General features: G+C 59.1%; 12 protein-coding genes and 2 pseudogenes. 4 read left to right on the top strand and 10 right to left on the bottom strand.

The window, feature by feature from the left end; translation table 11 throughout:
• Nucleotides 1–180: 180 nt before the first annotated feature.
• The 7 genes from KQH55_RS09210 to KQH55_RS09180 form a co-directional block, all read right to left on the bottom strand.
• Complete coding sequence (locus KQH55_RS09210) at nt 181–1,347, bottom strand: porin (RefSeq protein ID WP_235090653.1); 1,167 nt, start codon at nt 1,345–1,347, stop codon at nt 181–183.
• 368 nt (nt 1,348–1,715) lie between these two features.
• Nucleotides 1,716–2,297 carry a potassium-transporting ATPase subunit KdpC gene (gene kdpC, locus KQH55_RS09205; RefSeq protein ID WP_235090652.1) on the bottom strand — a complete coding sequence of 194 codons (582 nt, stop codon included), beginning with the start codon at nt 2,295–2,297 and terminating at the stop codon, nt 1,716–1,718.
• Nucleotides 2,298–2,397: 100 nt separating this feature from the next.
• Nucleotides 2,398–4,464, bottom strand: coding sequence for a potassium-transporting ATPase subunit KdpB (kdpB, locus tag KQH55_RS09200; protein ID WP_076788693.1), 2,067 nt, complete (start codon nt 4,462–4,464; stop codon nt 2,398–2,400).
• A gap of 85 nt (nt 4,465–4,549) precedes the next feature.
• Nucleotides 4,550–6,358, bottom strand: a complete 1,809-nt coding sequence (kdpA, locus tag KQH55_RS09195) for a potassium-transporting ATPase subunit KdpA (protein ID WP_076788372.1) — start codon at nt 6,356–6,358, stop codon at nt 4,550–4,552.
• The gene (locus KQH55_RS09190; RefSeq protein WP_235090651.1) at nt 6,355–6,450 is read right to left on the bottom strand and encodes a potassium-transporting ATPase subunit F; all 96 of its coding nucleotides are present in this window, start codon (nt 6,448–6,450) and stop codon (nt 6,355–6,357) included. The genes kdpA and KQH55_RS09190 overlap by 4 nt, the downstream gene beginning before the upstream one ends.
• Nucleotides 6,447–6,551: a potassium ABC transporter ATPase gene (locus tag KQH55_RS09185; protein WP_212667346.1), complete on the bottom strand. Its 105-nt coding sequence runs from the start codon at nt 6,549–6,551 to the stop codon at nt 6,447–6,449. The genes KQH55_RS09190 and KQH55_RS09185 overlap by 4 nt, the downstream gene beginning before the upstream one ends.
• A gap of 281 nt (nt 6,552–6,832) precedes the next feature.
• A complete protein-coding gene (locus tag KQH55_RS09180) occupies nt 6,833–6,997 on the bottom strand; it encodes a hypothetical protein (protein WP_235090650.1) in 165 nt (54 codons plus the stop codon).
• 150 nt (nt 6,998–7,147) lie between these two features.
• Between KQH55_RS09180 and KQH55_RS09175 the strand changes: the two genes are divergently transcribed.
• Nucleotides 7,148–7,495, top strand: a complete 348-nt coding sequence (locus KQH55_RS09175; RefSeq protein ID WP_076794454.1) for a hypothetical protein — start codon at nt 7,148–7,150, stop codon at nt 7,493–7,495.
• A 204-nt stretch (nt 7,496–7,699) separates the two neighbouring features.
• Complete coding sequence (locus tag KQH55_RS09170) at nt 7,700–7,897, top strand: hypothetical protein (RefSeq protein ID WP_235090663.1); 198 nt, start codon at nt 7,700–7,702, stop codon at nt 7,895–7,897.
• 113 nt (nt 7,898–8,010) lie between these two features.
• Here the strand turns inward: KQH55_RS09170 and KQH55_RS09165 are convergent, their stop codons facing one another.
• Nucleotides 8,011–8,442 (bottom strand): CBS domain-containing protein, encoded by a 432-nt coding sequence (locus KQH55_RS09165; protein WP_076788379.1) that lies wholly within the window; start codon nt 8,440–8,442, stop codon nt 8,011–8,013.
• A 238-nt stretch (nt 8,443–8,680) separates the two neighbouring features.
• Here KQH55_RS09165 and KQH55_RS09160 point away from each other — a divergent pair, with 238 nt between their 5' ends.
• Complete coding sequence (locus tag KQH55_RS09160; protein ID WP_235090649.1) at nt 8,681–9,331, top strand: UdgX family uracil-DNA binding protein; 651 nt, start codon at nt 8,681–8,683, stop codon at nt 9,329–9,331.
• Between the two features lie 155 nt (nt 9,332–9,486).
• Here the strand turns inward: KQH55_RS09160 and KQH55_RS09155 are convergent.
• Nucleotides 9,487–10,146: pseudogene (locus KQH55_RS09155) on the bottom strand (cholesterol oxidase substrate-binding domain-containing protein).
• Nucleotides 10,147–10,404: 258 nt separating this feature from the next.
• Here KQH55_RS09155 and KQH55_RS09150 point away from each other — a divergent pair.
• A pseudogene (locus tag KQH55_RS09150) lies at nt 10,405–10,736 on the top strand (integrase core domain-containing protein); the annotation flags it as partial.
• A 67-nt stretch (nt 10,737–10,803) separates the two neighbouring features.
• On the opposite strand, the gene KQH55_RS09145 reads toward KQH55_RS09150, so the two are convergent.
• A partial coding sequence (locus tag KQH55_RS09145) for an aromatic amino acid lyase (protein ID WP_235090648.1) occupies nt 10,804–11,442 on the bottom strand: 639 nt, incomplete at its 5' end.

Genomic DNA, 11,442 nt, shown 5'->3' with positions numbered 1-11,442 from the left:
GGCATCATGAATCTGGACGGCGGCAGTTGGCCACGCAGCGGCGGTCGGCCGCGCGCGGGTCGCGGCAACCGGGGGCACATGAAAAAAACGCAGGTCAAGCCTGCGCTTGCCTGCGCTTTTGTTGCCCCCTGCGTCGAACCGGCCACGCCGGCCCCCCCGCAGAAGCAGATTGCGTGCCGTTTAGAACTTGTGGCGCAGGCCCAGCGCAACGTACTTTTGCGCGCCGCCGTTCGCCCCTGCAAAACCGTATGAACCGATCGAAGCCTGGGCTTGCGCGCCCGCGCCGTCCTGCTGGCCGGCGGCCTTTTGCCATGCGCCGACCAGGTACACGTCAGTGCGCTTAGACAGGCTGTAGTCGGCGCCCAGGCTCACCTGGTTGTACTTAGCCGACGAGTTGCCCGAACCCTTCGTGTAGCTGTAGCCAATGCCCGTGAGCAGCGCCGGCGTGGCCTGGTAGGTCGCGAACACGTTGCCGGTGTTGTACTTTTGCGTCTGGCCGAACGATGAAGCGGAATCCGCCGTGTACTGCGCATTGCTGTACGACGCGCCGACATTGACCGGGCCGATTGTGTACTGACCAGCGACACGGGCAATCTTGAGCGACGCAGCCGACGTGTAGGCACCGTTGACCGGGCCGTTGAAAACCGAGTCGGTCGTCGTGTTGGTCGCCGTCGTGGTGGCACCCGAGAAGTCCCGCACGCCGTTGGGGACCTTGCCACCGTTGTAGTACTGGTAACTCGCCGCCACGCCGATCGGGCCGTTTGTGTACGCCAGCGCAGCGCCCCACGCACGGCGGTCGCCGAACGAGCCGGCCTGGTTGCCGAACGCGTACAAGCCTTCGAATTGGAAGCCGGCCCAGACCGGGCTCGCGTACTTGACCGAGTTGTTGACGCGCACGCTATTGTCGTAGTTGTCGACGTCACCCGGCGTTGCGAACACGGAGCCGAAGTAGTTGTCGCCCGTCATGCCTTGTACCAGGTCCGTATCCGGCACGTATTGGCGACCCAGCGTCACCGTGCCGTATGCATCGTTCTGTAACCCTACATAAGCCTGACGGCTAAATTCGCGGCCACCTTGGCCCAGACGGCCATCGTTTGGGTTAAAGCCGTTTTCCAACTGGAAGATCGCCTTTAGGCCGCCGCCCAAATCTTCCGCCCCCGTCAAGCCCCAGCGCGACCCCTGCAGGTTACCGGAAACCGTGGACCACTGGTTCTTGCCGCCTTGGTTATGCAAGAAGGTCATGCTTTCATCGATAACGCCATACAATGTCACCGAGCTTTGGGCATGCGCTGCCGAGGTAGCGGCGAGCACGCCGAGCGAGATGGCCGAGAGTACCAGTCGTTTCATCTAATCTTCCCTAAACGGTAGTTCATTTAATTTTCGCTGCGGCCGCAGCATACCTCGACGCCTGTAGAAAAAAGAAATAAAAGCCGAGCCGACGTTGCTAAATCCAGACGGTATGGATTTGCAACCGCCATTTTCGTCAGACGGTGTGATAGCCCGTGCTGCCAATGCAAATTCCGTAGGAAATAAGCTACTGCAGCCCACCACGCGCGCCGCACAAAACACCGCCCAGTCCGGCGAGGACGGGCAATACTCCGATTTGTCGCGTTGCGCCTCGGGGTGGTCGCGTTGCCCCCGGGCACGATGGATGCAAAGCCCGCAGTGCCAAGGGCCTACTTTATATGGAGGCAGGTTATCGCCGTGTCGTTTCCTCAGCGCACCGGCTTAAACTCATCTAGCGCCAGGTTGAGCCTAAGCACGTTCACCCGTGGCTCACCCAACAAGCCGAACTGCCGACCGGTCGTATTGCGGGCAATCAACTCGTCGACCTGCGCTTGTGGAAGGCCTCGTGCCCGCGCCACGCGGGGGGCCTGGTAGGCCGCCGCCGCGGGGCTGATGTCTGGATCCAAGCCACTGCCTGACGAGGTCACCAAGTCCACCGGCACCGGCGCCGTGTTGGCCGGATCGGCTTTATGTAAGGCGGCAAGCCGTCCCTTCACCTCGTCCGCCAGCGCGGGATGGGTCGGCCCCAGGTTTGATCCGCTCGAGCTTTGCGCGTTGTACGGATTCGGTGTCGTCGCCGACAGCCGGCCCCAGAAGTAGTCGTTTCTATCGAACTGCTGTCCAATCAGCGCCGAGCCAATCAGCTTGCCGTTCTTTTCGATCAGGCTGCCGTTGGCCTGCGCCGGGAAAACAGCCTGCGCGATCGCCGTGACCGCGGCGGGATAGACGATGCCCGTGATCACCGTCAGCGCAACGAACAACACCAGCACGGGACGCAGTAAAGTGTTCATGATTCTGGCTCACAGTGGAGCAGCGTGCCGCCCCAAAAAAGGCCGGACAAGGGCAAACGAAGGGACGCCGACCCGCCCGGCAAGGGTTTCAAGGAACGGATCAGGCCCAGCCTAGGGCGGTGATCACCATATCGATCAACTTGATAAACGGGAACGGCAACACGATGCCACCCAGTCCATAGATCAGCAGGTTGCGTCGCAGCAGCGAAGCAGCACCCAGCGGCCGGTATTTGACTCCCTTTAGCGCGAGCGGAATGAGGAACACGATAATCAGCGCGTTGAACACCACCGCCGACAAGATGGCGGAGGAAGGCGAAGTGAGTCGCATCACGTCGAGCACGTGCAGCTGCGGATAGGTGGTCGCGAAGGCCGCCGGAATGATCGCGAAGTACTTCGCCACATCGTTGGCGATCGAGAACGTGGTCAGCGAGCCGCGCGTCATCAACATTTGCTTGCCGATTTCCACGATCTCGATCAGCTTGGTCGGATTCGAATCGAGATCGACCATGTTGCCCGCTTCCTTGGCCGCCTGCGTGCCGGTGTTCATCGCGACCGCTACGTCGGCCTGCGCCAGCGCCGGAGCGTCGTTCGTGCCGTCGCCGGTCATCGCCACCAGCCGCCCTTCGGCTTGATGCGCGCGGATCGTCGCAAGCTTGGTCTCTGGCGTGGCCTCGGCCAGAAAATCATCGACGCCAGCCTCGGCGGCAATCGCTGCCGCGGTGAGGCGGTTATCGCCGGTCACCATCACCGTCTTGATACCCATCTTGCGCAACTCGGCAAAGCGCTCCTTGATCCCACCCTTGACGATGTCCTTCAGCTCGATCACACCGAGCACGCGAGCCTGGCCATCGGCGCCTGGCTGCCGCTGCGCGACGACCAGCGGCGTACTGCCGCGGCGCGCCACGTCATCGACCGCCGCGCGCACTTCCTGAGGAAAGTGGCCTGCATGCGCCTTGACATACTGCTGGATCGCGTCAGCCGCGCCCTTACGGATCTCGCGCTCAGGCAGATCGACGCCGCTCATCCTCGTCTGAGCGGTGAAACCAAGGAACTGCGCATGCAGGCTAGCCATGCCCCGTTCGCGAATGTTGAAACGCTGCTTGGCGAGAACCACAATGCTGCGGCCTTCCGGCGTCTCGTCGGCCAGCGACGCCAACTGTGCGGCATCGGCCAGTTCCTGCTCGGACACGCCTGGCGCCGGCACAAACGCCGACGCCTGCCGGTTGCCAAGCGTGATCGTACCGGTCTTGTCCAGCAGCAGCACGTCGACGTCGCCGGCGGCCTCGACGGCGCGGCCGGATGTCGCAATCACGTTCGCCTGCATCATCCGGCTCATGCCGGCCACCCCGATCGCCGACAGCAATCCACCGATCGTGGTCGGAATCAGGCATACCAGCAACGCGACCAGCGCCGTGATCGTCACGATATGACCCGATTTCATCGCAGAGACCGAGAACATCGAGAACGGCAACAGCGTCGCGGTCGCAAACAGCAGCACGAGCGTCAACGCAACCAGCAGGATGGTCAACGCGATCTCATTGGGCGTCTTTTGCCGCTTAGCGCCCTCGACCATCGCGATCATCCGGTCCAAGAAGGCCTCGCCGGGATTCACGCTGACACGCACCACGATCCAGTCCGACAGCACCCGTGTGCCGCCAGTGACGGAGGAGAAATCTCCGCCAGACTCGCGGATCACGGGCGCCGATTCACCGGTGATCGCCGACTCGTCGACCGACGCGACACCTTCGATGACCTCGCCGTCCGCCGGAATCGTGTCGCCCGCCTCGACCAACACCACGTCACCGCGGCGCAAATCCGTGGACGCCATGATACGGACCGGCGCTTTCGGGTGAGGCTCGTTCAGCTTCTTAGCCATCACATTGTGCTTGGCACTGCGCAGCGACGCGGCCTGGGCCTTCGAGCGGCCTTCCGCCAGCGCCTCGGCGAAGTTGGCGAACAGCACCGTGAACCACAACCATAACGCAATGGCCAAGATGAAACCGGCCGGCGCCTCGGCCTGCCCGGCAAGCGCTGCGATCCACAACACCGTCGCCAGGAGGCTGCCCACGTACACACAGAACATCACTGGATTGCGCAGTTGGGTTCGCGGCGCGAGCTTCTTGAACGCATCGACGATGGCGGGCTTCAGCAGCACCGGATCGAACATCGAATGGACCGCGGTACGAGCCTGCCCGAGGTTATCTGCACGATGAGCAAGCGATGGATTGACGTTAGTCATGCTTTCCTCGAAATCAATGGCCGGCGATCATCATCAACTGTTCGACGATCGGCCCCAACGCCAGCGAAGGCACATAGGTCAGCGCGCCGACCAGCACGAGCGTGCCGAGCAGCAACACGACAAACAACGGGCCGTGCGTGGGCAGCGTACCCGGCGTCGCGGCAATGCGCTTCTTGTTTGCCAGCGAGCCCGCAATCGCCAACACCGGCACGATCGTGCCGAAGCGGCCAAACCACATCGCGACCGCCAACAACACGTTGTAGAAAGGCGTATTGACCGACAGCCCGCCGAACGCACTGCCATTATTGTTGGCTGCTGAGCTGAATGCATACAGTACCTCGGAGAAGCCGTGCGGCCCGGGATTGGCGATACCGGCCACGCCCAGCGGCGAAAGCACCCCAATTGACGTGCCCACCAGCACCAGGAACGGCGTAAGCAGCACTACAATCGCCACCATCTTCATTTCGAACGACTCAATCTTCTTGCCGACGTACTCTGGCGTGCGCCCGATCATCAACCCCGCAACGAATACGGCGAGCAACGCGAACACGAGCATGCCGTAGAGCCCGGAGCCAACGCCGCCGAAAATCACTTCACCCAGTTGCATCAGCAGCAGCGGCACAAAGCCACCCATCGGCGTGAGCGAATCGTGCGTGTTATCCACCGCGCCGCACGATGCCGCCGTAGTCGCCACCGTGAAGATGCCGGACTGCGCGATGCCCAAGCGCACCTCCTTACCTTCGGCATTGCCACCCGCTTGTCGCGCCGACGCCTGCTGGTCCACGTGCAGCGACGCAAACAGCGGATTGCCGGATTGTTCTGCGGAGATTTCCGCAAAGCATGCCACCGCGAACGCGATGGTCATCGCCGCAAGCACCGCATAGCCCTGCCGGCGGTCGCCCACCATGCGTCCGAAGACGATGCACAATCCGGCCGGGATGATCAGGATCGACAGGATCTGCACAAAGTTGGACAATGGCGTCGGATTCTCAAATGGGTGGGCCGAGTTCGCGTTGAAGAAGCCACCGCCATTGGTGCCCAGCATCTTGATCGCTTCCTGCGATGCGACTGGCCCCATGGCCAAGGTCTGCTTGTCCACCTTTGCGTCCTGCATCATCACATTGCCGTGCGCGTCCTTGACCGGATTGCCTTGTGCGTCGATCTTAGGCACCGGATAGGTCGTCACCTGCAACGTCGATACTTGCTGGTACGGCTTCAGGTTCTGCAGCACGCCTTGGCTCACCAGCACCAGCGACACGACAATCGCCAGTGGCGCGAGAATGTAAAGCGTGACGCGCGTCAAATCGACCCAGAAATTGCCGATGGTACGCGCGGTATGGCGCGCAAACCCACGGATCAGCGCGACCACCACCGCAATGCCGGTGGCCGCAGACAAGAAGTTCTGCACAGCCAAGCCCGTCAGCTGGGTCAGGTAGCTGACCGACGACTCCGGTGAGTAATCCTGCCAGTTGGTATTGGTCACGAAACTGACCGCCGTGTTGAACGCGGCATCGGGCGTCATCGCGCCGAGCCCCTGCGGATTAGCCGGCAAATATTGTTGCAGCCGCAGCAGGCCATACACCACGACGGCCCCCAGCGCGTTGAACAGCAGCACCGCGAGCGCATAGTGCTTCCACGACATCTCGGCCTGCGGATCGACACCCGCGACTCGATACAGCCCGTGCTCCAGCGGGCGGCCCAGCTTGCGCACGAGCACCGACGAGCCATCCAGCACCCCGCACATATAGCGGCCAAGCGGCAGCGCCAGCGCGATCAGCACGATGATGAACAGCGCCGCCTGCAAAAACGAATTGGCGTTCATTCCAAATCCTCCGCGCGCAGCAGCGCATACACGAGGTACCCTAGCACTAGCAGCGTCGCGATGCCGGCCAGCCATGTCATCCACGCCATCATGAGCGGCCTCCGGGTGTGCGGCGCAGCTTGTCGCAGCCGGCCGCCAGCGCCATGCACAGTCCCAGGAACAGGACGATGCCAGCGAGGTAGATGAGGTCCATTGTTATGTTCTCCGTTAATGCACCAAGGCATCTGATAAGCTATCCGCAGGGCCATAAATCGTCCGACAAGAGTGGCCTGCGCGGCGTAAAAAGCGTGTAAACGCCGCCCCCCTTCACCCCAGACGGCGGCGCGCATGGTTTTATTAACCGCTGCGCGCGTGGGTGCCGACGAATCCGTCAACGCGTCGTTGTGCACGGCAATCGCATAGATCCTCGCCGGCATGCATTGCCGCGAGTAGCGTTGCGCTGCATTACGTGAGATCAGCCGCCCGCATACGAATTCAAGTCGAGGCCGGGCACACGGGCCGGTTGCGCATGCAACCCGCGGCGTACTCCCCGCACAGCTGTCGGTAGCTAGACGCCGGTGCCCATGCCAGCGCCAGCATCCCGCTCACCCACATCATGACCGCGCTGATATGCAACGCCTTGATGCTCAAATAGATCATTGGCTGCGAATATGAATCAGGCTGCGCGGGCCAGCGCCGCGAGCCGGCGCGCCAAACTAATATAGGGACATGCGCGAATGCGATACCCTCACCCTTGCGTCGTCGACTGACCGCGGGGCCTATCTGTACTAAGCCCGCTTCATAGTTGCCATGCCATTGCGTTGCTTCGTCCCGATCCTGATTGGCAGTTTGTTATTGTGCGGTTGTATCGCGCAGACGCCTCCGCCCCCATCCGTCCATCCGGACTCGGTGGTGGAAGGTATCCAGCGGTATGAGCAAGTCAATGCTCGGATTGCTAACGAGCGTCGCCTGATCGATGTGCGCGTGACGCGCGGCGACTACACGGCTGCGGCAGGCGCCGAGCTGAAGCACCGGCTCGACGACGTGCAACGGGACGCTGCCCGCGCCGCCAGCCAGCACGGCGGCAGCCTGGATGCCGACGCGCAGCGCGCACTGAATGAGCGGCTCACTACGATTTCCGGGACGATAGCGCGCTGAGCCGCCGTGGTGAAGCAGCCAACCTTCCTAACAGCCTGCCCACCACACCAAGGTAGGCGTGACAGTAGCCGTTAACGACGACAGCTAGCCGCTAAGATGGCGCCTACCGAGCCGGTGCCCAGGGGCGCCGGCCGTTTGGCCAATCCCTCCAGGCACGCGGTTTGCGAAGGCATTTATCGTCTGTCTTATGGAGCCACGACCAATATGTCAATCAAGGAACATATCTCGCGCGACAAGAAAGAGGAAGCAATCGATAAGTCGGTCGAGGACAGCTTTCCTGCCAGCGACCCGCCCGCGACAGGCGGTGTGACGAAAATCGTGCCTGATGATGATCATCATCAGCCGCGCGGCAGCCACGACGATAACGCGGCTCCGTCCTCACAGCCGTCGAACAAAAACTGATCGTTTTTTGCCCCGCGACGTCTCAATGCCGGGCAGCGGTCTGACCGGCCGCCGCCCCGGCATTGAACACTTGGACCCCATTCGCGCTGGGGCAAACGCCGCCATCTCCTATACTAGTGACGTCGCGTCTGCGACACGCCCTCCAGCGTATTGGCAACCTCGTCGTGTGACGCGCCGACGCTGCGCGTGGCGACGTCTCCAAGCGACAGCACGCCCACCAGCTCCTTCTGACGATTGATCACCGGCATGCGGCGCAGTTGCGCGTCGGCCATACGCTTTTGGACAGCATCCAAATCGTCGTCTTCCATACACCACTCGACCTGCGGCGTACAGACCTCACTCACCGGACTATCAGGGTTCTTACCGGCCGCCAGCGCGCGCACCGCAAGATCGCGATCCGTGACCATGCCGGTAAGCTTGCGGCTCTCGCATACCGGCAACACGCCGATATCGTACTGGTCCATCAACTCGGCGGCATGTCGAATCGTGTCGGACGGACTGATATGGACGACGTCCCGAGACATGATTTCCTGAACGTGGTGCATAGACAACCTCCGTGAATATGAGTGAACAAATGCCTTTACCATCGAGCAACGGACATGCCGCCTGCTCGCGCATACGGCCTCCATACGGCCCCACTACCGCATCGCCGTTACGCGACCACTTTTTACAATTCACTGAAAAATGCACGGCATCTATGCGGCGACTGGAGTACGACGCCTGAGGACCGCGTCCAGAACCGCGGGCACGCATCGTGCAAGCACATGTGTCAGGAGTCTCGTTATGACCACGCGCAAACCGATAACGCAGGAACACGGAAAGATCGAAATTGACCCGCAACAGCAGCCGCAAAGCCTGGACGATTGCCGGCGCTGTGCGCTGTGGCACGACGCGTCGCAGCCGGTGCCAGGCGAGGGGCCCGCTCATGCGCCCATCATGATGATCGGCGAACAGCCCGGCGACCAGGAAGATCGACAAGGCAGGCCATTTGTCGGTCCGGCTGGCGTACTACTGGACGACGCGTTGCGGGAGGCCGGCGTTGCCCGCGGCGACGTCTATGTGACGAATGCCGTCAAGCACTTCAAATGGGAGCCGCGCGGTAAGCGGCGTATGCACAAAACGCCTGCACAGCGCGAAATCGAAGCGTGCCACTACTGGCTCGATCGTGAGTTCGATACGGTTGCACCCGCTGTAGTCGTCGCCCTTGGCGCGATAGCGCTCAAAGCCGTGCTGCAAGATCCGACTGTGACACTGCAGCGTTTGTTGGACCACACGATTGAGCACGGCGGGCACTTTATCATCCCAACTTATCACCCATCGTTCGCCCTACGGGCGCCCGATGAACCGACGCGGCAGCGCGCCTATGTGCAAATCGTCGAGGCGCTGCGGCGGGCGGGGAAACTGGCGCGGCAACTCGAGCAGCAGGGTGGGTAATTCTCTCGAGAATCCAGCGGGAATAGAAGTAGAATTTCTTTGTTAAGGGAGTTCTACGCAATGAAGGAATCGATATTCACAGACAGCCAGATCATGGACGCGCTTGAGGGGCACACCTCGCGGCACGCCCATTATACTTTCAGAAGCTCTATCCCTTATACTCCTGAAGGCAATAGCTTGTCGAGCAACGCAGATGAGAAGATACGGTTAGGATCGTATTTATTGAGTGTCTTGATAGCTTTATCCCAATCTTTCTCTTGGCTGATTTTACCCTCCCTATAAATATTCGGGATGGTTGTACTAATCGTCGTGTAATCCTCCCAAGCTGCTGAATCTGTATATGCCCAACCCTTAGACCATTCTGGTCGCATTGTCGCATAGGAGCCTGCATAATGTGAAAACATCTACTGTTCTGTTTCGCGATAAAATTTATTCGCGTAAGGTGTTCCAGGCAAAATCAAAATGCCGAACCAAACCGCAATATCCCAATCTGGTCTATCCAAGCGTGGCTTAATCACAGATAGGGCAGCAGTGACACTATTAGGGCTCACATCATTCGGGTTATCCAGCCCTGACACCCGAATTTCGAGAGGGCCATTAATTGGGTATTGGTTTTGCTTCTGATACGCATTAATGCGCCCCTGATAGTTCTCGATGAAATCGCTAATGACACGCTGCACGTTAGCCCGGCTGGTAACGACTGCATAGCCATTTGCAGTAGTGTACTGGGTCGAATGTATTGTAGTAAGTTTTTTTGACCATCCCCAGATATCCAAGCTATGCGTGGCAACCAAGCCTGCAGTTGCAATTGCCAACGGCGAGAGCTCGCAAAGCCCTTCTTTTTATAATTCCTTTTCATTTTTAACTCCTATTTCTTAATTAATAAGAAATGAAGGAAATGAGACCGTCCGGACGACCAGTTAAAACCCTTCTACGTTCAGTCGTGCACATTCCTCTACGTTGTGGAACAGGATGAGGTTGTTATTTAACGCTTTTTGGTCTTTTGTGCAAGGGTTTGGCAGCCTATTTGAGTCGGTAACTGGATCCGTCGAACTCGAGCGGATGGCAGTCATGCGCTGGATCGCATCGCTGCGGGTCGACCGTTACTGCGCTTTATCAAGACGTACAATGGCAGCGAATTCATCTCCAAGGTTCTCCACAAGCGGGCGTATGAGAGAGGCGTAGAGATCGATTTCTCACGTCCCGGCAAGCCAACTGATAACGCGAAGAACGAGTCGTTTAACGGGCGCTGCGTGAGGAACGCCTCAACGCGCATGGGTTCTTGTCGCTCGAGGACGCCAAGCGCAAAATCGAGGCCTGGCGCGAGTACTATAATGAGGCGCGTCCCCACTGGGCACTGCAGTGGATGGCGCCCGCCGAATTCGCCCGCCAGTGCAAGTCCTGAGCCGATTCGGCCCACCCCGAAGGGCCGGAAATTTCCACTTTAGAACGGCCCTGATTTGGAGAGAACCTCACCTCGAAGAATGAGCCATTCCATTTCGAATAAAAATAGCAATATCTTCTAGATATGGGGTAAGCGACTCATCTTTATCAAAAAACGGCAAAAAAGACCGCACCGAATTATAAAGCATGGCAGTATGCGTTCCCAATTTGTCAGCACCACGAATATCAGCTGCTTGACATGCACACAAAAGTTCGAAGCTTATAACATAAACGGTATTATTAAATATTTCCTGTGCACGCCGAGCAGCCACAAGACCAAGTGACACAATATCTTGGAAATCAGCTGTCGAGGGCAATGACTGAATAGAGACTGGCATACATAAAGACCGGTTTTCTGAGGCAAGGGAAGCACTCATGAACTGCCCTCCCATCAACCCAAGTCGGATTCCTTGATCACTCGCACAAAGAAATGGTGGCAATCCATTGCTATTATTTTTATCCATAAATCGATCAATACGCCGATCCGACAAGTTACTTAACGTAACCAACGCAATAGATAAATGATCCATCGCCATGGAAATGTACTGACCATGAAAATGGCCATTATGATATACATCACCATGCTTTGGAATCACCAAAGGATTGTCATTACTAGAATTCAACTCATTTTCTACCACACACTTAACATAATCCACAGCATCCCTAAT

The sequence above is a fragment of the Mycetohabitans sp. B3 genome, assembly GCF_021498065.1.
Taxonomy (GTDB): domain Bacteria; phylum Pseudomonadota; class Gammaproteobacteria; order Burkholderiales; family Burkholderiaceae; genus Mycetohabitans.
Note: the sequence above shows the minus strand (reverse complement) of the source record. Positions and strands in the feature narration are given on the sequence as shown.

Bases quoted from the DNA above. Each gene is read 5' to 3' on its own strand.
- KQH55_RS09210 (WP_235090653.1), bottom strand. From the start codon at position 1,347: ATGAAACGACTGGTACTCTCGGCCATCTCGCTCGGCGTGCTCGCCGCT.
- KQH55_RS09190 (WP_235090651.1), bottom strand. From the start codon at position 6,450: ATGATGGCGTGGATGACATGGCTGGCCGGCATCGCGACGCTGCTAGTG.
- KQH55_RS09165 (WP_076788379.1), bottom strand. From the start codon at position 8,442: ATGCACCACGTTCAGGAAATCATGTCTCGGGACGTCGTCCATATCAGT.
- KQH55_RS09185 (WP_212667346.1), bottom strand. From the start codon at position 6,551: ATGGACCTCATCTACCTCGCTGGCATCGTCCTGTTCCTGGGACTGTGC.
- kdpC (WP_235090652.1), bottom strand. From the start codon at position 2,297: ATGAACACTTTACTGCGTCCCGTGCTGGTGTTGTTCGTTGCGCTGACG.
- KQH55_RS09180 (WP_235090650.1), bottom strand. From the start codon at position 6,997: ATGATCTATTTGAGCATCAAGGCGTTGCATATCAGCGCGGTCATGATG.
- KQH55_RS09175 (WP_076794454.1), top strand. From the start codon at position 7,148: ATGCCATTGCGTTGCTTCGTCCCGATCCTGATTGGCAGTTTGTTATTG.
- KQH55_RS09170 (WP_235090663.1), top strand. From the start codon at position 7,700: ATGTCAATCAAGGAACATATCTCGCGCGACAAGAAAGAGGAAGCAATC.
- KQH55_RS09160 (WP_235090649.1), top strand. From the start codon at position 8,681: ATGACCACGCGCAAACCGATAACGCAGGAACACGGAAAGATCGAAATT.
- kdpA (WP_076788372.1), bottom strand. From the start codon at position 6,358: ATGAACGCCAATTCGTTTTTGCAGGCGGCGCTGTTCATCATCGTGCTG.
- kdpB (WP_076788693.1), bottom strand. From the start codon at position 4,464: ATGTTCGATCCGGTGCTGCTGAAGCCCGCCATCGTCGATGCGTTCAAG.